Origin of the sequence: Flagellimonas alvinocaridis, assembly GCF_004916895.1 — a bacterium.
Classification (GTDB): domain Bacteria; phylum Bacteroidota; class Bacteroidia; order Flavobacteriales; family Flavobacteriaceae; genus Flagellimonas; species Flagellimonas alvinocaridis.
In genome coordinates this window covers 880,058-903,771 of the sequence record NZ_SNTZ01000001.1, presented here as the reverse complement: position 1 = coordinate 903,771, position 23,714 = coordinate 880,058, and the positions used below count along the sequence as shown (strand labels likewise).

The following is a 23,714-nucleotide window of genomic DNA, read 5'->3' as shown; positions in this document are numbered from 1 at the left end:
TTTTTGAGCTTTGATTATGGGTTAATGGTCCATGAAACATAATATATTGACCCTATGCTTCCAGTACCAACCGCTGTAAAATACTCATCTCCCAGAATGTTGGATCCTCCAACCTTGAAAACCGATTTCATACTTGGAACGGAGTAGTTGAACTGGGCATCCAACACCGTAAAGGCCGGAATATCCCCATCAGCAAAAGATGCTTCCCAAAAATAGCTGTCGCTCCACCGGTAGTTCACATTAAATCCAAAGTTTGTGAAAAGTTCAGGATTACCAAAGGAAGCCTTGACCTTATGCTTTGGTGTATTGAAATTGGTCCGGAAATCCGGGAATCGTCCTTCATCAAAATCCAGCTCAGCATAGGTATAATTGACCCCTAAATCAAAATTTCCAATCTTGGTGTCAACCCCAACCGTTCCTCCATAAGAATTTATATCGACTTCAGAATTGGTGTAGGTTTGATATGCTTGAAAGTCGCCATTCTGTAGTGCCAGCAAGGATAACCCTCCATCGCCAGCTTGGCCGTAGAAAGGAACTACTGTGGTAACATTGGCAATAAAGTTGGAGTAACTGTTATAGTACCCACTTAAATCTATCGTGAACTTCCCTATTTGTGCCCTATAACCAGCTTCATAAGCTGTAATCTCTTCTGGTTTGATTACAGGGGTGTTCACTGCTTCTGGAGCACCGCTCTGTACCGAGCTTAAGGAATATGCATTTTCATAAGCTGCGCGTCCCACAATATCCACTGACGATTGTCCAACCAGCGCCTGACCACTTTGACTAACACTAAAGGTCCTTACGTCCCTGTCCAAATTGGCGGGGGCAGAACCAACCAAAATAGCTCTACCTGCATTCAACCCAATGAACAAATCTTGTGTGGTCGGGTTTCTAAAACCTTGCTGAACAGATACCCTTACATTATGATTTCTATTTTCTCCAGCGGTATAGGCCAAAGAAATTCTTGGAGAAACAAAGCCATCAAAGAACTCATTCTTATCATAACGGGCAGAGCCTGTAAATTTCAAACGATCATCCAAAAACTTCTTCTGCAATTGAAGGTAAGCTCCATATTCATTATAGGATATGGGGCCATCATTATCGGTAAAAATGGTGCCACTTGAATTCAACACGTATTCACGGAACGAGCCTCCAATCTGAAGGTCGGCCCAATCATCAATCAAATGGGCTAGATTATAGTTTCCATTGATATGGCGGAATTTGGTATTGTCTATGAATTTGGCCCCGGTAGTAAGATCGCCATTGCTGGTAACCGAGTTAAAGGCACTCTGGAAGCCTGGAGTTCCAGGGATGAGTCTTCCCGTATCGGCTGCCTGTCTTGCAGCTGCATGCGCCTGAACTGAGGACTGTTCCGGGGTAAGGCCGCCCATCTGAATACCTCCTAAGTAAGTAGGGATATAGGTTTGGGCATATTCCGTGAACCATTGTGTATCCGATTTCCATGCCCTGTTGATGTTGATGGCCGCAAAGCGGGTATCATAAGCATCACCGGAGTTTTCTGAAACGATATATCCCCTAAGAAAGAAATTATCATTTTTTATTTCCAGCTTATGCTGCTGCATAGTAAATCCACTTACTGCATATCGGTTGGCACCTTGATAAATCGTGGTTCCTCGTCCAATCCTACTGTTTACGATGACTTCAAGATCATTCGCAAAAGGCCTATAGTGCAACGCGAAATCGGCTTTTACACTTTCTGCATTATAGTCTGCCAAATCAGTTTCATTGTAACCTGTTCTTGAAATAACTGCAGAACCAACGGTCCCTGTTGGCAACCCAGCGGCGGCATCAAAATTCAAGGTAGTGGAAACCTCATCACCGTATATATTCAGTCCATCATAAGCTGGATTGGTTCGGTCCGCTCCAGGATTATTCAAGTCCAATACACTGTTGGCATGCCAATCCTCACCGCTTAATATGGAAAGGTTTGCCTTTAAAGCCACCTTATCACTAAAGGCATGTGCCGCCCTTACTCCAAAATCTTTATAAAAATTGCTTCCAGCGGCATCCTGAATGGTAACCCCACCTTTAGCATATGCGCTAATTCCCTGAAAATCAAATGGATTTTTGCTGGTCATGAACAAAATACCATTGAAAGCACCCGCTCCATACAAGGCAGAAGATGCTCCAGGTAGAATCTCAACACTTTGCACATCCAGTTCTGACATACCCACTAGGTTACCCAAAACAAAGTTGAGTCCAGGGGCCGTATTGTCCATTCCATCTACAAGTTGCAAGAATCTATTATTGGCAAAAGTGGCAAAACCTCTGGTGTTAATGGATTGAAATGTTAAACTATTGGTGTTTATATCCACTCCTTTTAAGTTCTGCAATCCTCCATAGAAAGATTCTGCAGTAGTATTCTTAATTTCTTTTAGGCCGAAGCGTTCCACGGACACGGGGGATTCAAAAATCCGTTCAGGAGTACGGGAAGCAGAGACCACAATTTCGTCCAAAAGAGTTGATGCCTCTCTCAATACAACGGAAAGCGTCTGGTTATTAGCGGTTACATTGACCACAAATTCTGTAAACCCAATACTACTGACCCTAAGTCTGAATGGGGGTTCTTCTGATGTATTGAAGGTAAAGTTTCCATCAAAATCGGTAGTGGTTCCTTCCGCTTTTCCCACCAAGACCACATTGGCTCCTGGAATGGGTTCGTTTTTTTCATCAACCACTGTTCCTTGTACAGTGGTCTGCGCATAGGACACAATTCCAAAGAGCATGAGGGAAATACTGAAAAGTCTTCTCATTGGTTCTGAATTAGAGTTAGATACGTTTTAATTGCATGTTAATTATGTATGTGGAATATACATTTTTTTTCATTTGCATTACACAAATATGAAAAAAATTATGCATGCATAATACTTATTTGTCAAAAAAATCCCTGATTGGCTAAGCATTTAATAAAAATGGCGCTGAAATCAGCGCCATTATGTATTAATTTATGAATTTGGAAAGTTACTCCACGGTAACTGATTTTGCCAAGTTCCTGGGCTGATCCACATTACATCCACGCATCACTGCGATATGGTATGATAGTAATTGCAATGGTATGGTGGTCAATAATGGAGAAAGGCTTTCTGAAGTCTCAGGTATCTCTATGACATGGTCTGCCAATTCCTTTACAGATTTGTCTCCCTCGGTAACAATGGCAATAATCCTTCCTTTTCTCGATTTGATTTCTTGGATATTGCTCACAACCTTTTCGTAATGCCCCTTTTTGGTAGCAATCACCACAACCGGCATTTGTTCATCAATCAAAGCAATGGGGCCGTGCTTCATTTCCGCCGCTGGATATCCTTCGGCATGGATATAACTAATTTCTTTTAGTTTCAATGCTCCTTCCAAGGCCACCGGAAAATTATAACCCCTACCTAAATACAAACAGTTTGTAGAGTCTTTATAAATTTCTGAAATCTCCTTCACCAAAGGATTGGATTTCAACGTTTTCTCAACTTTGGCTGGAATTGATTCCAACTCTGTAAGATGCTCATGAAACTTGGATTGTGAAAATGTTCCCTTTTCTTGAGCCAATCTCATAGCCAATAAGGTAAGGACGGTTATCTGTGTGGTAAATGCTTTTGTTGAGGCCACCCCAATCTCGGGTCCTGCATGGGTATATGCACCGGCATCGGTTTCCCTGGCAATGGAGGATCCCACAACATTGCAAACCCCAAATACGAACGCTCCTTTTTCCTTGGCCAATTTAATGGCGGCCAATGTATCTGCGGTTTCCCCAGATTGGGAGATTGCTATAAGTACGTCTTTGTCCGTGATTACGGGGTTTCTATATCTGAATTCCGAAGCGTATTCCACTTCTACAGGAATCCGTGCCATGTCTTCAAAGATATATTCAGCTACAAGGCCGGCATGCCATGAAGTTCCGCATGCAACAATGATAATTCTATTGGCATTTAGGAATTTTTCCAGATTCTGGTCTATTCCCGCCATCTTTATTATCCCCTGGTCGGCCAAAAGTCTTCCTCTGTAGGTGTCCATTATAGCCCTAGGCTGTTCGTAGATTTCCTTGAGCATGAAATGCTCGTACCCTCCTTTTTCTATTTCCTCGAGGTTTAACTGCAGCTCTAGAATATTGGGATAGGCTATGGCATCGTCCTTTATCTTGCGCATCTTGATTTCCTTTCCAATCCTGACAATGGCCATTTCTTCATCTTCCAAGTAAACGGCATTGTTGGTAAATTCTATAAAAGGGGAAGCATCAGATGCAATGAAATATTCATTTTCCCCTATGCCTATGGCCAAGGGGCTTCCCAATTTCGCCACTACAATTTCATCCGGTTTGGTGCGGTCAAATACCGCTATCGCATAAGCTCCAACTACTTGGTTTAGAGCTATTTGAACAGCTTTCCCTAATTTAACGCCTTCCTTTTTCTTAACTTCCTCAATTAAGTTCACCAACACTTCGGTATCTGTATCCGATGTAAAGGTGTACCCTCTTTTAGCAAGTGCTGTTTTGATGGATCCGTAATTCTCTATAATACCATTATGGATAATCACCAAATCTCCGGAATTGGAATAGTGGGGGTGTGAATTGGTATCGTTCGGAACACCGTGTGTGGCCCATCTTGTGTGGCCCAAGCCCAGCTTTCCGTTTGTTGAAATGGTTGTTTCCGCCCTATTTTTCAGGTCCTCAACCTTTCCTTTGGTTTTGGAGAGACTAAGGTTCTCGCCATCGAAAAGAGCTATACCGGCACTGTCGTAGCCTCTATACTCTAGTCTTTGCAAACCTTTTATCAATATGGGGTAGGCGTCTCTGTGGCCAATGTACCCGACTATTCCACACATAAGCTTATTTTTGGATTAATGATCATTTTGGGTTTAGACCCCTAAAATTAAAATCTATTCGGCAAAAATAGACAAAACGACATCGTCAAACCGATGAACGACCCAAAATAAGCCACAAGGAGTTATTTTTTAATTCGCTTCTGTGTAGAAAATCTCCAATTTTAACCGCTTATCGGCTGGCACTTCCAAATCACTACCATAAAGAACTGTTCCCAACGGACTAACACTTGCCCTGATCGGGACATCTATAGCTTGTCCTCCTTCTCCCATTCCTTCCTGCACTCCAGGAAAAAATATGTTGGAGGTGGTTGTTAATGCCAAAGCGGCATTTGTGGAGTCCCTAACAATAATATCGTTAAGGTGCTCTGTAATCCTGATGGTATACTTTATTCCTTTTTTGTTTTCTTTCTGGATAATTCCATTATAATTAAGGAACAATCCCAAAGGAGCACTATTGGCATCTACTACATTTCCAGCATTCTGTTCTGTTGAGGCATCAAATATAGGCTGATTGGTCTCTGCATTATACAGATACAGTCTGGGAGGTTCGTCCAAGACAGAATCTTCACTTGGAGCAGCGTCCAATGTCCCTCGATCTACATAAAAGACCAGATTTGCTTCATTGATAATCCAATTCTTCGACCTGATTTCATTGATGATATTCGCGCCTCCGTTCTTCGCTTCTTCAAAAAGACGAACTTCTGTCAACGTTTTTGCCCCCTTCACATAAATACGTGATGCATTTTCATCATTGTCCAGCGCTCCGGCAATGTCGGGCGGAAGTACATCATCCTGAAAAACATTAACAGCATTACCAAAAACTACACCGTTGTTGTTCACCAAAAGGTTTAAAACAAAATCCTTTTCCGAAGTAATTACCTCTTCCTCTTCGGTATCATAATCCTGATATTGGTATGTGATGGTAATATTGGCTTGGGTAAGGTCCAAAAGAAACATAAGTTTATCCATCCCTGTTCCAGAAATATGGATTCCCCTTAAAAAATCGTTGAAATTGGCTTGGCTCAACAACTCAGACTGGCCTTCTTTATCCAGAATGTTCTGCTGGAAAAAGTCGTTTCGCAAAGGCACTCGTATACCCGGAGCCCTACGGGATTCCACTACGGTCTCGGCTTCATTCACGTCATCCGTATCTGGGTCATCATCAGCAAAAGTAAGCTCTTCCTGATTATCAATGATTACGGTTTTGTTATCAGATATAGTGAGTTCCTCCCCAATAAAACCAGAAAAATCCTGATTTGAAAAATATTCTTGAGCTTCCTCAAAATTGGTGTTCGGATCCAAGTCTCTCAAAAAATAATTAGATCGGGATACCGTAATTTCAAAACTTTCATCCCTATCGCCATAAATACTGTCCAAATCAAATGTTCTTCTGAATATATTAGGTACAAAATCATCAGCCGTACCATCTTCACTGGCATCAAGTGGGTTTGATCCAATGTTGGTTTCTTGTATATCGGTAACAGTATCTCCATCGGTATCCGAAGCCGAGTCGTATGGGTCAATATCCAATTCATTGTCCACACCATCGGAATCTGAGTCTTTTGTAGCCGAAGGAGGAACTTGAAAAGGTATGTACAGAAATACTTCTTTTACGGTTTCGTTCTCTGGTATGGTAGATGCGCTGCTATCAGAATCTGCATTGTCTTCAGTTGCTTGGGACGAGTCCCCAAATACAGGGTTCCCTTGTCGGCTAGGCAAAGAAAGTTGCGACAAAATACTGGCACTTCTTTTACCGTATACAGGGTCATTAAAGGTTCCTAACTGGTAAAGGGGTAATCTATTGGTCTGTACCGCCATAATTCCTTTATTGAACGCAAAAACGTCATAGGTAATTTTCCCTGTGGTAAAGGGCTCTCCACCCACAACACCTTCTCCAATGGTGTCCAGTTCGTCCTCACAAGAAGCTATTAGCAGAAATAAAGTTCCAACCAAAGCTGAAACCTTTACAATCTTGGAAAATCTCATGCAATTTATTTTAAAACCTCTGTTTTATAGAAATTTGTGTATGCTTCCTCTGCTTCTTGAAGTGAAACGTAGGGCAATACTGGTTTGGAAAGATTGGCAATGTGGTTTTTTATTTCCTCTGACACCTCTTCCGCGGCTAAAATAATGGCATCGGAATGATCTACGGCAACCTTTAACAAATTATTATAGTCGGGGTTGGCCAGTGCGGAAACCGTATCTTTATCTATACCATCAAAGGCAACTTTGTTGATCATTTCATTGTCCAGTTCACCTTCGAATCCTTTATTATATATGGAAGTTATTATTTTACTGTCTGCGAACAGGGGTTCATCCGCGTAATATTCCCTAAGGTACAACGGAACCATGGATGCCATCCAACCGTGAACATGGATGATGTCCGGCGACCAGTTTAATTTTTTCACTGTTTCAACCACACCTTTGGCAAAGAAAATAGCGCGCTCATCATTGTCTGGAAACAAGTTGCCTTCAGAATCTGCAAAAGTTGCTTTTCTCTTAAAGTATTCCTCATTGTCTATAAAATAAACCTGGATACGTTCCCTTGGTATGGAAGCCACCTTAATGATCAAGGGCATATCCATGTCATTGATCACCAAATTCATTCCCGACAATCGAATTACCTCGTGCAATTGATGCCTTCTCTCATTAATATTTCCATATCTGGGCATAAAAATGCGTATCTGCCCGCCATTGCTATTGACCATGCGGGGCGCTTCGTACGACATTGAGGAAACTGGATTCTCTGGGAGGTAGGGAACTAATTCAGAAGATACGAACAATATCTTTTTGCCATTCATAAACACTTTCTTTTGTTTATCCGAAAAACGTAGCTGCAAAAGTACAAAAATTATGCTGATTACCAGTATTTATAGTATTTTTGCACGCTTTTGAACCGTACAATGCACCTATTCGACCTAAAAAAAGAACTCATTTCCTTTCTACATGGGGAGCGAAGTAAAAACCATAACATTGGCCTAGTGCCTACTATGGGCGCTCTTCACCAAGGGCATATATCCTTGGTAAAAAAAGCGCTTTTGGAAAATGACTTGGTGGTCGTCAGTATTTTTGTGAACCCAACTCAATTTGATAAAAAGGATGATCTTGAAAAATACCCGAGGAATCTTCAGCGCGATTTGGATATTTTGGGCAGTGTTTCAGATAAAATCATTGTTTTTGTACCATCCGTAGATGAAATCTATGGTGCAAACGTTGAATCCAAAAGCTATGAGTTCGATGGTCTGGACAAAGTCATGGAAGGTGAATTCAGGGAAGGCCACTTCAATGGCGTGGGCACCATTGTGGAAATGTTTTTGAGAACAGTCTCCCCAGATAAGGCATATTTTGGTGAAAAAGATTTTCAGCAGCTCCAAATTATCCGGAAAATGGTAGAGCAAAGAAATTTGCCCTATCAAATCATTGGATGCCCCATAGAACGCGAACCACATGGTTTGGCCATGAGTTCCCGTAATGAACGACTGACAAAAGCGACTAGAAACCAGGCTGGGTTGATTTATCAAACCCTGCTTTCTGCCAAAAATAAATTTGGCACGGAAAGTGCACAAGAAATCATGGATTGGGTGAAAAATGTGTTCGAAAAGAACGCGCTGTTTGAACTGGAGTATTTCCAAATTGCAGATGAGGACACACTAACACCTGTATTAAAAAAACAGGATAACAAAAAATATAGGGCGTTCATTGCCGTTTATGCTGACGGTGTCCGCCTCATAGATAATCTAAGATTGAATTGATACCTTTGCACCATGCAAGTAGAAGTTGTAAAATCTAAAGTTCACAGGGTAAAAGTAACCGGGGCCGACCTTAACTATATTGGCAGTATCACCATTGATGAAGATCTTATGGATGCCGCAAATATTATTAGGGGCGAAAAAGTGCAGATCGTGAACAACAACAATGGTGAGCGATTGGAAACCTATGCCATTCCTGGGCCAAGGGGTTCAGGTGAGCTTACCCTTAACGGGGCCGCAGCCCGAAAAGTGGCTGTGGGCGACGTACTGATACTGATCACTTATGCCTGGATGGACATTGAAGAGGCTAAATCCTTCAATCCGGCATTGGTCTTCCCCAATGAAGCCACCAATCTACTCAACTAATTTTGGGCAAATCCCTTAAAAAATTCCTGAAGATTTTTGTTCCCATAGCCTTTGGGCTTTTCTTGGTTTGGTATTCCTACAATGCTACCTCCCCAGAAGAACGAAGGCAAATTATTCATTACATCTCTAATGCTAGTCCGTTTTGGGTGACTGTTTCCATAGTTCTTGGTATTCTTAGCCATGTGTCTAGGGCCATCCGCTGGAACTACCTCTTGGAACCCATGGGATATCGGCCCAAAATAATCAACAATATTTTTATTGTACTCATTTCCTATTTTGCCAACTTGGGCATTCCACGTTCCGGTGAAATTTTAAGGGCCACGGCGCTGACCACCTATGAAAATGTTCCCTTTGAAAAAGGGTTTGGCACTATCGTTACCGAAAGGGTTCTGGATCTTTTGATGCTCCTACTGATCATTATGGTCACATTAATGCTTCAAACAGATATCATTCTGGCATTTTTAGAAGAAAAGGGCATCAATTTGGTGGGTGCGTTTGGTATTCTTTTTGTTGGTATTGTAGGTCTTTTTTTGGCTACGTCCATCATCAAAAAATCCAAATCGGCCTTGGCGCAAAAACTAAAAGCCTTTTTAAACGGACTCTTGGATGGTGTCCTCAGTGTATTCAAAATGAAAAGAAAATGGCCTTTCATCCTACATACGCTTTTTATTTGGGCAGCTTATGTGGGCATGTTCTGGGTTATAAAACATACAGTGGCCGAAACTGCTTCACTCTCCCTGAGTGAACTACTGGTGGCCTTTGTGGGAGGTGCCTTTGCCATGTCTACCACTAATGGCGGAATAGGCCTGTATCCCATAGCTGTCAGTGCTGCCTTGGGCATATTTGGCATTAGCTCCGTTTCCGGCGATGCGTTTGGATGGATCATGTGGATCGCACAGACCCTTATGGTTGTTGTCTTTGGTACAATATCCTTTATTGTATTACCGTTATTGAATAGGAATCGGTAGACCCCAGCCACCTAATCATTTTACCCATGAAAAACCGTCTATTATTTCTGTTGATAGGCTTAGTTTGCCTGAATCTTGGAGCACAGGTAAAACATGAGATTTTTGAATCTTTTAAACTACAGGAAAGAAGGAATGTTTCCTATTATTTTCCTGAAGATTATACCGATGACAAAAAATACCCTTTGTTGGTGGTTCTGGACGCAGAGTACTTGTTTGATTTGGTCGTGGCCAACGTCAAGTTCCAAAGTCGTTTGGGACGTATGCCCCAAGCCATTGTAGTGGGTATTGGTCAAGGGGAGAATGATATCCGTTGGGATGATTGTGATTACGACGAAGCTTCTGGACTCCCTACCGAAAAAGGAAAAATGTTCTACGAGTTCTTGGGCACCGAAATCTTACCTTACCTTGGGACTACCTACAACATTGCTCCGTTTAAAATGTTCATTGGTTACGATATCACCGCCAATTTTGGAAACTATTACCTCTTCAAGGATCGGTCGCTTTTTAATTCCTACATAAGCATTTCACCCGTTTTGGCCACCGAAATGGAGAATCGCGTTCCAGAAAGACTATTGGCTTTGGATCAAGTGATTTTTTACAATGTCATTGTGGAAAAAGAAGCATCGGACGATAGACAACGTATCCTCCAAATGAATCACAGCATTAATTCCATTACCAAAGAAAACCTGCATTATTTCTTTGATGAATACGAAAATGCAGACCACGTTTCCATTATCCCATATGGAATTGGCAAGGCATTTGACAATGTTTTTAAGATATTCAGGCCTATCAGCCCTGCCGAATACAAGACAGAAATCCTTACTTCCAATGACCCGGCCTTCAATTATCTTGAGAACAGGTACAATATGATTGAGCAACTCTTCGGTTTTGAAAAGCCCGTGGAACTCAACGACATTATGGCCATTTATGCCGCCTGTAGAAAAAAAGACGATTTTGAATCCTTGAAACCCTTGGCGGAACTCTGCAAAAAGCAATTCCCGGAAACCATGATGGGCTTCTATTTTGAAGGGGAGTATTATGAAGAACTCGGTGAGCCCAAAAAAGCCTTCAAGACCTTTGAAAAAGCATTCCAGATGGAAGAAATTGATTTTCTGACCAAGGATATGGCCCTAGAAAAAATCGATGCCCTTAAGGCAGACTTTGGATATTAGCCAATTGGATTGTTATACAGTTGGATCATTGGATTGCTAAATCTAAACATCCAACTATCTAAGTATCCATAAATCCAACAATCAAAATCCATATCTTTAGGCCCTTCATAAATTTGGAATGGCCAAGACCAAAACAGCTTTTTTTTGCCAAAACTGTGGAACCCAATATGCCAAATGGGTAGGGCAATGTTCTGCCTGCAAGGAATGGAACACCATTGTGGAAGAGGTGGTCCAAAAGGAGGACAAAAGAAGCTGGAAGACCAGCAATGTCTCCGATAAAAAAGCCAACAAACCTCTTCGTGTTTCTGAAATCACCCATGAGAGTGAGCTCCGATTGGATACCCAAGACCAAGAATTCAATCGAGTACTGGGTGGCGGACTTGTTCCCGGCTCCTTAACCTTATTGGGAGGTGAACCTGGTATCGGAAAGAGCACACTTTTGCTCCAGATTGCCTTAAAATTAGCGTACAAAACCCTCTATGTTTCAGGGGAGGAAAGTCAACGGCAGATTAAAATGCGGGCAGATCGCATTCAACCCAATAGCGAAAATTGCTATATCCTCACGGAAACCAAGACCCAAAATATATTTCAACAGATTGCCCAAGTTGAACCTGATCTTGTCATCATTGACTCCATCCAGACATTACATACAGACTATATTGAGTCTGCCGCGGGAAGTATCTCCCAAATTCGTGAATGTGCGGCGGAGTTGATCAAATTTGCCAAGGAAAGCCACACTCCTGTTATTTTGGTGGGGCACATTACCAAGGATGGAACTATTGCAGGACCAAAAATATTGGAACACATGGTAGACACGGTCCTTCAATTTGAAGGTGACCGAAATTACGTATACCGAATCCTCCGCTCTCTTAAGAACCGTTTTGGTTCTACCGCAGAGCTTGGCATTTATGAAATGCAGGGCCGTGGTTTACGTGAAGTGAACAACCCTTCGGAAGTGTTGATTTCCAAAAACGAGGAAGACCTCAGTGGAACGGCCATTGCCGCCACGGTAGAAGGCATGCGCCCTTTGCTTATTGAAATCCAGGCCTTGGTGAGTACGGCAGTTTATGGAACACCTCAACGTTCCGCTACGGGATTTAATGCCAAACGCCTGAACATGCTCTTGGCCGTATTGGAAAAACGTGCTGGGTTTAAATTGGCCGCCAAAGATGTGTTTCTGAATATCACCGGAGGTATTTCTGTGGATGACCCCGCTATTGACTTGGCCGTATTGGCCGCCATTTTGTCAAGCAATGCCGATATCCCTGTTGAAAAAGGCATTTGCTTTGCCGCAGAAGTGGGGCTGGCGGGAGAAATTAGACCTGTTCAGAGAGTGGACCAGCGCATACTTGAAGCTGAAAAATTGGGGTTTTCTTCCATTTTTGTTTCCAAAAGCAATAAAATAGGGTTAAAAAATACCTCAATCCAAATACATAAAGTATCCAAGATCGAGGATGTGGTAGCCACATTGTTTGGGTAACTTGTTCTTTTTAAAGGTTTCTTTCTATATTTAAGAAAGCTTCTTCGTCAATATGTCTCGGTATCTTCTATTTCCGATTTTTATTTTATTGTTGGCTTGCTCCAATGAGGGTTCCCAATCCATGGATAAGGAATATTTCACGACTTGGCAGCACTATTTGGGCGACCCCGAACGCTCCCATTTTTCAACCCTAGATCAAATTGACACAACAAACGTAAGCCAACTTTCCTTGGCTTGGTCCTACAAAAGTGGCGGCCTTGAAGAAGGCCGGACTACCCAAATACAAACCAGTCCGCTTATTGTGGACAATGTGCTCTATGGAGTAAATGCAGCCTTAGAGCTTTTTGCCATCAATGCTGCTACGGGAGAAGAATTATGGAAATTTAATCCAGCTACCAAAGACAATTCAGGATTGGGGATAAACCGTGGCCTAAGTTTTTGGTCGTCTAATGGAACTCATCCCGGTCGTATTTTTTTCTCTTCTGGACCTAAATTGTATGCTATAGATGCCAAAAGAGGAGAGCCTATTGTCTCCTTTGGAAATAATGGTAGTATTGATCTTAGGGATGGCCTTGGCAGAGATCCAAGTAAGCTTTCCGTTGTATCCAACACCCCAGGGGTCATTTTTAACAATCTATTGATCCAAGGAACACGTGTGGGGGAAGGCCCTGGCTCCTCTCCAGGTCACATAAGAGCATATAATGTACAGACCGGGGAAACTGTATGGACCTTTCATACCATTCCGCAGCCCAGTGAATTTGGTTATGAGACTTGGCCCGCAGAAGCTTATAAAAGTGTGGGTGGTGTAAACAGTTGGGCCGGAATGGCATTGGATGAAGACAGAGGTATTGTCTATATTCCAACTGGTTCAGCTGCTTTCGACTGGTATGGAGGTGATCGGGAAGGGGCCAATCTGTTCGCCAATACCCTATTGGCTTTGAATGCCGGAACAGGGGAGTTGATTTGGCACTTTCAGATGGTGCACCATGATATTTGGGACAGGGATTTGCCCGCCCCTCCAAATTTATTGAACATAAAACAAAACGGAAAAACCATACCCGCTGTAGCCCAAGTCACCAAGAGCGGACATGTCTTTGTTTTTGATCGGGTAACTGGCGAAGCTTTGTTTCCCATTGAGGAAAAAGAATACCCAGCTTCAACACTAAAAGGGGAAAAGGCTTTTAAAACTCAGCCTCTGCCCATAAAACCGAAACCTTTCGCGCGTCAAATTTTAACCGAATCCGATTTATATGCCCCAAACCAAAAAGCCTTTGTGGATGATTTGGTCAAAGGCAATAAAAGTGATGCTGCTCCTACCGTGCTGGAAAAATTCAAATCCATTACTTCCCTTGGACAATTTATCCCCATGGACACTACAGGTGTAATACTTTTCCCTGGAGCAGACGGTGGCGCTGAGTGGGGAGGTGCCGCACTTGACCCCCGTAGTGGAATCATGTATGTCAACTCCAATGAAATGGCTTGGATCATAAAAATGAAAGCTATTGAACAGGGAGATGGAAAAGCAGATGCGGGCCAATCCCTTGCACAAATTCATTGCGCGCGTTGCCACGGGGGCAATCTTCAGGGTTTAGCAGGAATCCCAGAGCTCCAAAATGCAAAGTTGCGATTTACCCCAGATTCCATTTGGCATATCATACAAAAAGGCAAAGGGGCCATGCCAGGCCTGCCCAACCTTTCAAATGGCGAAATTTCTGAGATTGTCCAGTTCCTGGCAGGTATGGAACAGGTCAAAGACCATAGGGTCGAGAAAGTTGAAATTGACATTCCCTACTCTGTGGCCAGTTTTGCCCGTTTTAAGGATGAACGCGGTTACCCAGTAGTGAAACCTCCTTGGGGTACTTTGAATGCCATCGACCTAAATACGGGGGAATATCTTTGGAAGATCCCTTTGGGTCATGAAGAAAGTTTAGATGATCCGAATGTTCCCGTTTCCGGTCTGGAAAATTACGGAGGTCCTGTGATCACTGCCGGAGGCATTCTCTTTATTGCCGCCACCAAAGATGAAAAAATTAGGGCCCTCGACATGAAAACTGGGAAACAGCTATGGGAAGACCAACTTCCTGCAGGGGGATATGCCACACCGGCTACCTATCAAGTGGAAGGTAAACAATATGTGGTCATATCCTGTGGAGGAGGCAAAATGGGAACCGCCTCTGGAGATGAGTACCGCGCCTATGCTTTGGAATAAATTTTAGGGTGACGGATTGGGAATTGCATTATGGATTTCATCAATCCCTTTTAACACCTCATCCGAAAGATTTACCTCTATACTTTCAATATTTTCCTTGAGTTGCTCCATGGTTGTGGCCCCTATGATGTTACTTGTAACAAAAGGTCTTGAATTCACAAACGCCAAGGCCATCTGGGCCATGCTCAAATTGTGCTCCTTGGCCAACTCGGCATATTTTTTTGTAGCCTCGACCGCAGCAGGGCTGCTATATCTGTCGTATTGAGGGAATAAGGTCACCCTGGCCTTTCTGGGTGGAATGTCTGTCAAATATTTTCCGCTCAACACTCCAAATGCCATGGGTGAATAGGCCAAAAGCCCAATTTGTTCCCGCATGGAAATCTCGGAAAGACCCACCTCGAACAATCGATTCAGCAAACTGTACGGATTCTGTATGGTGAGCATACGGGGCAAGCTTTGGTGTACTTTGCTTTCTTCCAAATACCGCATGGTACCCCAAGGGGTTTCGTTGGAAATGCCAACCTGTCTTATTTTCCCTTCTGCTTTTAAATCCCGAAGAGTTTCCAGCACCTGATGAATATTGTCCTCCCAACCATCAATCGCATGGGCATTAAACCCACGCTGACCGAAAAAATTGGTGTTCCGCTCCGGCCAATGCAATTGGTAAAGATCAATATAATCGGTTTGCAAACGTCTCAAACTTCCCTCAACCGCACCAATCAAACTCTCCTTACTAAAGCCTGTATCCCTAATCTCTTTAGCGGCATACCCCCTTCCGGCAATTTTAGTGGCCAATACCACTCTATCCCTATTCCCAGATTTTTTGAACCAATTTCCAATAAGTTCTTCAGTTACGGCATAAAGCTCTTTTTTGGGTGGAACAGGATACATCTCGGCCGTGTCAAAAAAATTGACCCCTTGATCCAAGGCATAATCCATTTGTTCATGGGCATCGTCCTCATTGTTCTGCCTCCCCCAAGTCATGGTGCCCAAACAGATTTTACTGATCCTGATATCGGTATGCGGAATTCTTGTGTACTTCATCAAACTAATTTTTCGGAGAACTAAGGTAATCAACCTTAATTTTTAATCTTTAAGACATTGTTATTTTTCTATTTCCAATAAAATAGGGCAATGATCGCTATGCTTTGCATCGGCCAAAATCACCGAACGTTTTAAGCGATCTTCCAGTGATTCGTTCACCATACCATAATCCAAACGCCAGCCTTTGTTATTGGCCCTCGCATTGGCGCGGTAACTCCACCAGGTATAATTGTCAGGTTCCTTGTTGAAATGTCGGAAACTGTCTATAAAGCCACTCTTGATAAAATTGCCGATCCATTCGCGTTCTACGGGCAAGAATCCCGAAACGTTCTTGTTTCGTACCGGATCATGGATGTCGATGGCCTCATGACAGATATTATAATCCCCACAAACAATCAAATTTGGGCGTTCTTTTCGGAGTTGGTCAGCATATTTTTGAAAATCGGCCATATACATCAACTTGTGATCCAAGCGATCCAAGTTGGTTCCTGAAGGCAAATACATGCTCATGATCGAAACATCACCATAATCGGCCCTAAGGTTGCGGCCCTCATGATCCATATAGTCGATTCCCGTTCCGTACTCTACATGGTCCGGCTCCTTCTTGCAAAGCAAGGCTACTCCACTATATCCTTTCTTTTGGGCACTGAACCAATAGTGAAAAGGGTATCCGGCTTCCTCCAAGAGTGCTGTATCAACCTGTTCTTCCATGGCCTTGGTCTCCTGTAGGCACACTACATCCGGGTTTACGGCTTTTAGCCAATCCACAAAACCCTTGTTCATGGCTGCCCTAATGCCGTTCACGTTGTACGAAACTATCTTCATCTCTAAATTTTGCTTAAAAATAGCCAATGTCTTTGGCTCCTTAAAATTGAATTTATCAATATCTCCATTGATGAAAAGAATTGACCAATAATCTTCTTATCCGTAATTTCACCCTAAAACTTTTGGGTATGACGGCCTTGCTCTTGATCGATATACAAACGGGACTCCAGGAAATTGAATTTTACGGCACCGAACGCAACAATTCCGAGGCAGAAACGAATGCCCAAAAAATCCTGGATGCCTTCCGAAGGAAAAATTGGCCCATCTTCCACGTACAGCATAGTTCCACAAACCTGGATTCTCCCTTGCACCCATCCAAAAAAGGGCATGCCCTCCATCCGCTGGTAGCGCCCATTAATGGGGAACCCATCATCCAAAAAAATGTGAACAGTGCCTTTATTGGCACCGATTTGGAATCCCGACTCAAGAACCAAAACATTTCAGATTTGGTGATTGTAGGGCTCACCACGGAGCATTGTGTGTCCACTTCGGTACGGATGGCCGCCAATTTGGGGTTTTCCGTTACCTTGATTTCCGATGCCACTGCAGCTTTTGATAAAACAGGTGCCGATGGAAAATGGTATTCCGCCGAAACCATTCACCAGACCAACCTAGCTGTTCTCAAGGATGAATTTGCCCAAGTAATCAATACGGCCACTTTATTGGAAAAGCTAGCGGATTAGTTCTTATTTTAGGGCCGAACCATTTTTTACTGCCGTATGTTACGTACAGGATTTCTCGTATTATTATGTCTTGTTTTGAACTCTACGCCTTGCTTGGCCCAAGAAAATCCATGCGGGAATTTATTTATTAATTTCCATAACCAATTCTATCTTATCCAACTCGTCAATAATAATAAATGTTAGTTTTATATTTAGGCTATCCCAAATAATCAAATCGGGGTTGTCTTTAAGCTCACATTCAACAAGAGTCCCTGTTGTTTCTGTCAGAATAGTACCCTCAATTTCTTCTGACTCTAGTTGTTTTTCATTTACTCTCCTAGAAATAGAGGTTGGCAAACCATACTTATCTACTATAGAATTGTAGAATTTACTATCGAATGACCCTTTAAAATCAGTATATACTTTTTTTATAATATTGGTTTCATCCACGTAAATAATTACATTCTTGAGAGGTTTTGAATAAAACTTTTCACCATTTATATTTAATATTGAATATATCTTTTCATTACCAAATCCAATACTATCCAATAAATTCACCTCATATGGAATATCTTCAATATGTCTCCCTAAGAAAGAGTCAATTTCATTGTTTTGTACGGTCATCAATAAAAAAAAATAAAATAGTCTAATTATCATTTAGTACAATCTGTTTTAGCCCACACCCAATCCTCTGCATACGGTGCTAGGTTTTTAATTGGAAAGGGGGCAGTCTTACTATGATCACCTCCAATTGCTCTCATTGCATCTCTAATATTTTTATCCCACTCTAATCCTAATGAATATACACTAACTTTTGGGTTTTCCTGAAACCATTCACCAGAACAACCTAGCTGTTCTTTAGGATGAATTTGCCCAAGTAATCAATACGGGCACTTTATTGGAAAAGCTAGCGGATTAGTTCTTATTCCTAAGGCCGAACCCTTTTTTACTGCCGTATGTTACGTACAGGATTTCTCGTATTATTGTATCTTGTTTTGAACACCGTTCTTTCTTTTACCAAAGAAAATCCAGTATGGCTGAGTTGGCTATTGCCTGGAACTTTTATTTAGAACGCTTAATAGAAACCCATATTTCTTTTTGTTCAAACTTGTCTGATGGATTTGATTTGTTTCTAACCAAGATATCGGTTGGCACTAAATTCTTTGCGGTATCATTTAAATCATACCAAGCCATACTTCTAAGTTCTGGCAAATCTATAGTTGTTGGTTGAGGCAGGCTTTCATAGTAACCCTGTAGCTCATCTTTACCTATCTCTGGAGGTGTTTTGTACCCATACTTTTCTAAGTAAAACTTGGAAAGACTTGTTGTATTTGGCATTCCATATTTTTTCTCCATTCGATTGTAAAATTCTTTGGCATCCCAAACTTTAAGAATCAACAAAACCTCCTTTAGCCTTTTATCATCATCAACTTTAATGGCTAATTTATCTATACTAAGCCCCAGAAAAGAATAATATCCTTTCATAGCATCTACTGTACAATAATCATATAAGACAAGACCATATTCTTTGGAACCTGACTGCTCCAATTCAATATACATAGATTCATTAACTAAATCTGAAAATGATGTACTTAGAATTTTTTCATCAATGGCCATATCCTGAGCAATCAAAAAGCTTAAAGTTATTATCAAAGTTGAAAACTTCATTTGTAAATTTAGTAACAATTATCTGTTCCGGTCCAGTCCTCCTTATATACCCTAGCGGTTCCACTCCAACCTAGCGGAGCATTTCTTGTTGCTTGCCCTCCTATTTCCGTAAAGTTTTCTTTAATGAATTCATCCATTTTAATAGCTAACACACCTGTACTCATTTGTGAACACGGCTGCTTTTGAAACCATTTTTGGAGGTCATAAAATGCTCCCCCCAAAGCATTTGCGGCCATTTCTGATGCATAAGCAGAATTTAGGTGTCCTGGCAAGTGAAAATAATATGTTTGATAAGAAGCCGCCACTCCAATTCCAGGACATCTATCGAATTTAGTAACTATATCCCAAATACCATTAACTGCCGCAACCTGCACACCTGTTGTTCCAACCTTATAAAAATCAAAACTTCCACAACTTGGAATAAGAAGTACATCTTCCTCCTCCTCTTCATTAACCGGCAATAAAATCTCACCTTCTGGGCAATCATCGTCCTTTCCTGTCAGGAGTCCCCCCAATTTCTCGGCATCGCCCCCGCTCGGCTCAAAAGAATCGCAAAAACAGCCTTCCCCAACTTCAACATCTGGGGTTGCGCCGCCTCCCGTACTACCTCCAGAACTCACCCCTATAGGGCCAGTGCCTCCCGTATATGAGGTTCCTCCGGTTCCAGATGAACTTCCTGGACCTCCGCCACTTCCACCTCCGCCACTACCTGAAGATGTACCTGAACTTCCATCACCATCACCATCCATACTGAACTCTCCACAGGGGTCGGGCAGGGTATGATATTCACCTGTTGATGCCAGTGATATATAAGAGAAATCCCTGAAGCTATAATAATTTATGGTCCTTTCGTAACCACCAGCTCGCTTGATGCCTTGGGAACGGTCGATAAAGTAATCAGGCTCCATTATATATTCCAATATGGCCACAGGTATATCCTGACCATAGGAACGTTCCGTAGCGATCAAATTGTAGAATGCATTTTCACGACCGTTCTTGAGATATAGCTTTAGGGCATAGGTCTTGTTGCCCACAAAATCGGTCACTCCAAGAATTCTATTTGTATCTAGAAAATAACCTTCTTCATTTACTTTGTTTCCCAATGTAGTTTTGTTGGCCTTTGTTATTGAGGTAATCCTGTCAATAACCTGTGGTATGTCATCTGCACTCAATACATCCACTGTATTCCCTTTAAGAACTTCAGGTTGTTTTTGCTCTTGGGCGGTCTCAAAGACCAATACCTCTTCCGTTTCGCAGGAGAATAGGAATAGTAAAAGAAAAAAGGATAGCAAAATGCCTTTGAAAGAGTACTTTCTCATGGTTAAGTGTTTAAAATGGTTAAAACGATATATAGTTATGGGGATTGGCAAAATAAAGATTTGATCTCAGGATCAGTTGCAGGAAAACCTTAAAAAATATATGGTTTTTCCATTGTCAACTCATTTGACAATTTAATATGATGAAGATTGCGTGAAGTAATCAATACGGCCACTTTATTGGAAAAGCTAGCGGATTAGTTCTTATTTTAGGGCCGAACCATTTTTCACCGCCATATGTTACGTACAGGATTTCTCGTATTATTATGCCTTGTTTTGAACTCTACGCCTTGCTTGGCCCAAGAAAAACCCCTAAAAGTTGGTGTTGCCGGACTCACCCACACTCATGTACATTGGATTTTGGGTCGTGAGGATTTGGGAGATATTGAACTTGTGGGCATTACCGAACCCAATCGGGAACTCGCCCAACGCTATGCGGACCAACATGGCTTTTCCATGGATTTGGTCTATAACTCCCTGGAAGAAATGATTGCGACTACCCAACCAGAGGCCGTGACCGCATTTGGGACCATTTTTGACCATCTGAGTGTAGTTGAGACCTGCGCGCCCAAAGGCATCCATGTGATGGTGGAAAAACCCTTGGCCGTAAGCTTGGAACATGCCCAAAAAATGAAAGCCTTGGCCCAAAAGCACAATATACATCTGCTTACCAATTACGAGACCACTTGGTACCCCACCAACCATAGGGCCAAAGAACTTTTGGAAGAGGGAAAAATCGGCGACCTACGGAAAGTAATCGTGCGCGATGGCCACCGCGGCCCCGTAAAAATCGGCGTCAACAAAGAGTTTTTGGATTGGTTGCAGGACCCCATCCTGAATGGTGGAGGTGCCATCACGGATTTTGGTTGTTATGGAGCCAACCTTATGACGTGGCTCAAAAAAGGAGCAAAGCCCAATACGGTTACGGCCGTGACCCAACAGTTTCAGCCGGGGAACAACCCCAAGGTGGACGATGATGCCACCATCATCCTTACGTATGATGACTGCCAAGCCATTTTGGAGCCTTCGTGGAACTGGCCCATTGGCCGAAAAGACATGGAACTCTACGGCCTTACCGGAGCCATTTATGCCGATAACCGAAACGACTTCCGCATTCGTATGGCCGAGGGTTACGATGGCTACCAAGAAGAAAAGATGACCTTAGAGGAGCGCCCTGCGCCCTACAACGACCCCTTTTCTATGCTTGCTGCTGTGGTGAGGGGCAAGATAAGCTTGCAGCCCTCCGATCTTACGGCATTGGAGAACAACATGGTGGTCATGGAAATCTTGGATGCCGCCCGCCAAAGTGCCAAAAAGGGAAAAACCATTCATTTAAAGCACTAACCCATTTTTAATGACACTGAAACATCTCCTTTTCATTGTAAGTTGCACCGTCATCCAGATGGGTAACGCGCAAAAAACGGTGGCCATTACCATAGATGATGTCCCCAACACCCGCCTTTACCAAAAACATGGATATTCCTCTAAACTGATGGCCCGTTTGGATTCCCTTGAAATTCCCATAGCCATTTTTATCAACGAGGGACTCCTATACAGAACAGATTCCATCACCAAAAACTTTGAACTTTTGCGGCAATGGGCGCAACGGAACTACATCACCTTGGGCAACCACTCGTTCAGCCATCCAAGGTATTCCGAAATGGGCATCAAAGCCTTTGCGGACGAAATTGTAAAAGGAGAGGCCATAACCCGTGAGCTGGCCAAAAAGAACAACAAGTCGTTGGATTACTTTCGGTTTCCCTTTAACGATATTGGGCAAGATTCCCTTCAACATGTGCAGGTAAGGCAGTATTTAAAAGATAAGGGCTATGTGCTTACCCCACATACCGTGGAAAGTTCGGATTGGATGTTCAGCAGTGTATACGAGCATTATCTGGACCAAAAGGATTTTGCCAAGGCAAAGGAGATTGGCGAAGCCTACCTGGCCACCACACTGGCCTATTTTGACTTTTTTGAACGGATGGCCCAAACGAAGTACCAACGTCCCATACAGCAAATTTACCTCTGCCACGACAACCCGTTGAACGCGGACTACCTTCCCAAACTGGTGGCAGCCCTAAAGAAAAGGGGATATACCATGGTTGGTCTTGGCGAGGCCCTTCAAGATACCGTGTATGCCCAAAAGGACGAATATTATAAAAAATGGGGTGTTTCGTGGCTGTACCGTTGGATGCCTTCCCAAGAAGAACGGGTCCCTTGGATGAAACAGGAACCCTCTACCACACAGATACAGGAATTGTTTGAGGCGTTGCAGGAGAAGTAACACGGCAATGAATATTGAAACTTACTGGTATTACCTTGCCATAAGTCGTGCTTAACTGCTATATTTAAGCGAGATAGATGATGCCCCTCCTCTATTTTACGCAAAAAAGCGACTTCATGAACACAGCAGAGCATCGTATGGGAACACCGTTTGTAAGCCGGCTTGTTTTGCTGCCCAAAAAAATAGCCAAGGCCCTTTACGTAATCAAACTGCAACTTGCCGGAATCTATTTTACCCTCTTTTTAAAGACCTACAAAAAGGATGGCATAACGCTCCACGTACCCTTTCATTTAACGGATTTGAAATTCCGGGGCAGGTTTCCCTTGAACCTTTATGAGGTGGAAGAGACCAAACACCTAAAAAAACATTTGTCCCCCCATGCCAAAGTTTTGGAATTGGGTTCCTGCCTAGGGTATACTTCGTGCATGATCAACTCTATATTGCTAAACAAAAACGCCCATGTTGCTTTGGAGGCAAATCCGAACCTTATCCAATGGATCAAGAAAAATAAGCAAACCAACCATGGTGGTTTTTCTCTGGAAAATGCCATTGTTTCCCATGACAAGGAAAACACCTTCTACATCCATAAACTGATTGTTGGCGGTAGCACGGTAAGGAAAACACCCAAAAAAGTTACCGTTAGGGGATGGACCATAGATGAATTGAAAGAAAGATACAAGTTGGACTTTGATACGCTGATCATGGATATTGAAGGAGGCGAACTGAACCTTTTTCGGGATTTTAAGGAGAGCCTATCCAGCTTTAAAACTATTTTTTTGGAGGTACATCCGTTTGCTGGAATCTTGACAGAGCAGGAAGCCAAAGAATGTGAGGACCTCTTAAGTGAGCTCAATTTTAAACTGGTGGTTAGGGATGGGCACTTTCAAATTTGGGAAAAATGACCTCCCGCGACCATGGCAAAGGCTTGCCACACTAGCCAGGAACTTTGCGCATTACCCGTTCAACTCCCTTTAATGCGGTGACCACGTTCTGTAGCTCTATTTGTTCAAACGAATCCTTTTCCAGATAAAACAACATTTCCACGGCCAGGTCCAGATAGTGGGCCAAGATCGCCGGGCTGCCGTAGGTGTCGGTGATCCATGCATTGAGCTGGGCCATTTGTATTGGGTTCATATTTGGG

General features: G+C 42.7%; 20 protein-coding genes. 10 read left to right on the top strand and 10 right to left on the bottom strand.

Annotation, left to right across the window (positions count from 1 at the left end):
• Nucleotides 1-14 precede the first annotated feature (14 nt).
• The 4 genes from EZV76_RS04075 to EZV76_RS04060 all read right to left on the bottom strand — a co-directional run bounded on the left by EZV76_RS04075 (nucleotide 15) and on the right by EZV76_RS04060 (nucleotide 7,631).
• Nucleotides 15-2,774, bottom strand: a complete 2,760-nt coding sequence (locus EZV76_RS04075) for a TonB-dependent receptor (RefSeq protein WP_136565291.1) — start codon at nucleotides 2,772-2,774, stop codon at nucleotides 15-17.
• Between the two features lie 208 nt (nucleotides 2,775-2,982).
• Nucleotides 2,983-4,830: a glutamine--fructose-6-phosphate transaminase (isomerizing) gene (glmS, locus tag EZV76_RS04070; RefSeq protein ID WP_136565290.1), complete on the bottom strand. Its 1,848-nt coding sequence runs from the start codon at nucleotides 4,828-4,830 to the stop codon at nucleotides 2,983-2,985.
• 129 nt (nucleotides 4,831-4,959) lie between these two features.
• Nucleotides 4,960-6,816 (bottom strand): DUF4270 domain-containing protein, encoded by a 1,857-nt coding sequence (locus EZV76_RS04065; protein WP_136565289.1) that lies wholly within the window; start codon nucleotides 6,814-6,816, stop codon nucleotides 4,960-4,962.
• A 5-nt stretch (nucleotides 6,817-6,821) separates the two neighbouring features.
• Complete coding sequence (locus EZV76_RS04060; protein ID WP_136565288.1) at nucleotides 6,822-7,631, bottom strand: glycogen/starch synthase; 810 nt, start codon at nucleotides 7,629-7,631, stop codon at nucleotides 6,822-6,824.
• Between the two features lie 102 nt (nucleotides 7,632-7,733).
• Between EZV76_RS04060 and panC the strand changes: the two genes are divergently transcribed.
• The 6 genes from panC (at nucleotide 7,734) to EZV76_RS04030 (ending at nucleotide 14,774) form a co-directional block, all read left to right on the top strand.
• Complete coding sequence (gene panC, locus EZV76_RS04055) at nucleotides 7,734-8,582, top strand: pantoate--beta-alanine ligase (protein ID WP_136565287.1); 849 nt, start codon at nucleotides 7,734-7,736, stop codon at nucleotides 8,580-8,582.
• A gap of 12 nt (nucleotides 8,583-8,594) precedes the next feature.
• The gene (gene panD / locus EZV76_RS04050) at nucleotides 8,595-8,945 is read left to right on the top strand and encodes an aspartate 1-decarboxylase (protein ID WP_136565286.1); all 351 of its coding nucleotides are present in this window, start codon (nucleotides 8,595-8,597) and stop codon (nucleotides 8,943-8,945) included.
• A 2-nt stretch (nucleotides 8,946-8,947) separates the two neighbouring features.
• Complete coding sequence (locus EZV76_RS04045) at nucleotides 8,948-9,913, top strand: lysylphosphatidylglycerol synthase transmembrane domain-containing protein (protein WP_136565285.1); 966 nt, start codon at nucleotides 8,948-8,950, stop codon at nucleotides 9,911-9,913.
• A 26-nt stretch (nucleotides 9,914-9,939) separates the two neighbouring features.
• Nucleotides 9,940-11,085 (top strand): alpha/beta hydrolase, encoded by a 1,146-nt coding sequence (locus EZV76_RS04040; RefSeq protein WP_136565284.1) that lies wholly within the window; start codon nucleotides 9,940-9,942, stop codon nucleotides 11,083-11,085.
• A gap of 118 nt (nucleotides 11,086-11,203) precedes the next feature.
• On the top strand, nucleotides 11,204-12,565 hold the full coding sequence (radA, locus tag EZV76_RS04035; RefSeq protein ID WP_136565283.1) for a DNA repair protein RadA: 1,362 nt from the start codon (nucleotides 11,204-11,206) through the stop codon (nucleotides 12,563-12,565).
• 121 nt (nucleotides 12,566-12,686) lie between these two features.
• Nucleotides 12,687-14,774 carry an outer membrane protein assembly factor BamB family protein gene (locus EZV76_RS04030; protein WP_236640854.1) on the top strand — a complete coding sequence of 696 codons (2,088 nt, stop codon included), beginning with the start codon at nucleotides 12,687-12,689 and terminating at the stop codon, nucleotides 14,772-14,774.
• Between the two features lie 3 nt (nucleotides 14,775-14,777).
• Here the strand turns inward: EZV76_RS04030 and EZV76_RS04025 are convergent, their stop codons facing one another.
• Together EZV76_RS04025 and EZV76_RS04020 are read right to left on the bottom strand one after the other, a co-directional pair.
• Nucleotides 14,778-15,818 (bottom strand): NADP(H)-dependent aldo-keto reductase, encoded by a 1,041-nt coding sequence (locus EZV76_RS04025; protein WP_136565281.1) that lies wholly within the window; start codon nucleotides 15,816-15,818, stop codon nucleotides 14,778-14,780.
• A gap of 60 nt (nucleotides 15,819-15,878) precedes the next feature.
• Nucleotides 15,879-16,643, bottom strand: a complete 765-nt coding sequence (locus EZV76_RS04020; RefSeq protein ID WP_136565280.1) for an exodeoxyribonuclease III — start codon at nucleotides 16,641-16,643, stop codon at nucleotides 15,879-15,881.
• 128 nt (nucleotides 16,644-16,771) lie between these two features.
• Between EZV76_RS04020 and EZV76_RS04015 the strand changes: the two genes are divergently transcribed.
• Nucleotides 16,772-17,326 carry a cysteine hydrolase family protein gene (locus EZV76_RS04015; protein WP_136565279.1) on the top strand — a complete coding sequence of 185 codons (555 nt, stop codon included), beginning with the start codon at nucleotides 16,772-16,774 and terminating at the stop codon, nucleotides 17,324-17,326.
• Between the two features lie 120 nt (nucleotides 17,327-17,446).
• Here EZV76_RS04015 and EZV76_RS04010 read toward each other — a convergent pair whose 3' ends face one another.
• The 3 genes from EZV76_RS04010 to EZV76_RS04000 form a co-directional block, all read right to left on the bottom strand.
• Nucleotides 17,447-17,929 carry a hypothetical protein gene (locus EZV76_RS04010; protein ID WP_136565278.1) on the bottom strand — a complete coding sequence of 161 codons (483 nt, stop codon included), beginning with the start codon at nucleotides 17,927-17,929 and terminating at the stop codon, nucleotides 17,447-17,449.
• 438 nt (nucleotides 17,930-18,367) lie between these two features.
• Nucleotides 18,368-18,973 carry a hypothetical protein gene (locus EZV76_RS04005; protein WP_136565277.1) on the bottom strand — a complete coding sequence of 202 codons (606 nt, stop codon included), beginning with the start codon at nucleotides 18,971-18,973 and terminating at the stop codon, nucleotides 18,368-18,370.
• Between the two features lie 8 nt (nucleotides 18,974-18,981).
• On the bottom strand, nucleotides 18,982-20,292 hold the full coding sequence (locus EZV76_RS04000; protein WP_136565276.1) for a hypothetical protein: 1,311 nt from the start codon (nucleotides 20,290-20,292) through the stop codon (nucleotides 18,982-18,984).
• A 291-nt stretch (nucleotides 20,293-20,583) separates the two neighbouring features.
• Here EZV76_RS04000 and EZV76_RS03995 point away from each other — a divergent pair, with 291 nt between their 5' ends.
• The 3 genes from EZV76_RS03995 (at nucleotide 20,584) to EZV76_RS03985 (ending at nucleotide 23,475) form a co-directional block, all read left to right on the top strand.
• Nucleotides 20,584-21,633 (top strand): Gfo/Idh/MocA family protein, encoded by a 1,050-nt coding sequence (locus tag EZV76_RS03995; protein WP_236640853.1) that lies wholly within the window; start codon nucleotides 20,584-20,586, stop codon nucleotides 21,631-21,633.
• A 10-nt stretch (nucleotides 21,634-21,643) separates the two neighbouring features.
• Nucleotides 21,644-22,573 (top strand): polysaccharide deacetylase family protein, encoded by a 930-nt coding sequence (locus EZV76_RS03990; RefSeq protein ID WP_136565274.1) that lies wholly within the window; start codon nucleotides 21,644-21,646, stop codon nucleotides 22,571-22,573.
• 116 nt (nucleotides 22,574-22,689) lie between these two features.
• Nucleotides 22,690-23,475 (top strand): FkbM family methyltransferase, encoded by a 786-nt coding sequence (locus EZV76_RS03985; RefSeq protein WP_161594382.1) that lies wholly within the window; start codon nucleotides 22,690-22,692, stop codon nucleotides 23,473-23,475.
• A 31-nt stretch (nucleotides 23,476-23,506) separates the two neighbouring features.
• Here EZV76_RS03985 and EZV76_RS03980 read toward each other — a convergent pair whose 3' ends face one another.
• Nucleotides 23,507-23,707: a hypothetical protein gene (locus EZV76_RS03980; protein ID WP_236640852.1), complete on the bottom strand. Its 201-nt coding sequence runs from the start codon at nucleotides 23,705-23,707 to the stop codon at nucleotides 23,507-23,509.
• Between the last annotated feature and the right edge of the window lie 7 nt (nucleotides 23,708-23,714).

Bases quoted from the DNA above. Each gene is read 5' to 3' on its own strand.
- EZV76_RS04075 (WP_136565291.1), bottom strand. From the start codon at position 2,774: ATGAGAAGACTTTTCAGTATTTCCCTCATGCTCTTTGGAATTGTGTCC.
- glmS (WP_136565290.1), bottom strand. From the start codon at position 4,830: ATGTGTGGAATAGTCGGGTACATTGGCCACAGAGACGCCTACCCCATA.
- EZV76_RS04065 (WP_136565289.1), bottom strand. From the start codon at position 6,816: ATGAGATTTTCCAAGATTGTAAAGGTTTCAGCTTTGGTTGGAACTTTA.
- EZV76_RS04060 (WP_136565288.1), bottom strand. From the start codon at position 7,631: ATGAATGGCAAAAAGATATTGTTCGTATCTTCTGAATTAGTTCCCTAC.
- panC (WP_136565287.1), top strand. From the start codon at position 7,734: ATGCACCTATTCGACCTAAAAAAAGAACTCATTTCCTTTCTACATGGG.
- panD (WP_136565286.1), top strand. From the start codon at position 8,595: ATGCAAGTAGAAGTTGTAAAATCTAAAGTTCACAGGGTAAAAGTAACC.
- EZV76_RS04040 (WP_136565284.1), top strand. From the start codon at position 9,940: ATGAAAAACCGTCTATTATTTCTGTTGATAGGCTTAGTTTGCCTGAAT.
- radA (WP_136565283.1), top strand. From the start codon at position 11,204: ATGGCCAAGACCAAAACAGCTTTTTTTTGCCAAAACTGTGGAACCCAA.
- EZV76_RS04030 (WP_236640854.1), top strand. From the start codon at position 12,687: ATGGATAAGGAATATTTCACGACTTGGCAGCACTATTTGGGCGACCCC.
- EZV76_RS04025 (WP_136565281.1), bottom strand. From the start codon at position 15,818: ATGAAGTACACAAGAATTCCGCATACCGATATCAGGATCAGTAAAATC.
- EZV76_RS04020 (WP_136565280.1), bottom strand. From the start codon at position 16,643: ATGAAGATAGTTTCGTACAACGTGAACGGCATTAGGGCAGCCATGAAC.
- EZV76_RS04015 (WP_136565279.1), top strand. From the start codon at position 16,772: ATGACGGCCTTGCTCTTGATCGATATACAAACGGGACTCCAGGAAATT.
- EZV76_RS04010 (WP_136565278.1), bottom strand. From the start codon at position 17,929: ATGACCGTACAAAACAATGAAATTGACTCTTTCTTAGGGAGACATATT.
- EZV76_RS04005 (WP_136565277.1), bottom strand. From the start codon at position 18,973: ATGAAGTTTTCAACTTTGATAATAACTTTAAGCTTTTTGATTGCTCAG.
- EZV76_RS04000 (WP_136565276.1), bottom strand. From the start codon at position 20,292: ATGAGAAAGTACTCTTTCAAAGGCATTTTGCTATCCTTTTTTCTTTTA.
- EZV76_RS03990 (WP_136565274.1), top strand. From the start codon at position 21,644: ATGACACTGAAACATCTCCTTTTCATTGTAAGTTGCACCGTCATCCAG.
- EZV76_RS03985 (WP_161594382.1), top strand. From the start codon at position 22,690: ATGAACACAGCAGAGCATCGTATGGGAACACCGTTTGTAAGCCGGCTT.
- EZV76_RS03980 (WP_236640852.1), bottom strand. From the start codon at position 23,707: ATGAACCCAATACAAATGGCCCAGCTCAATGCATGGATCACCGACACC.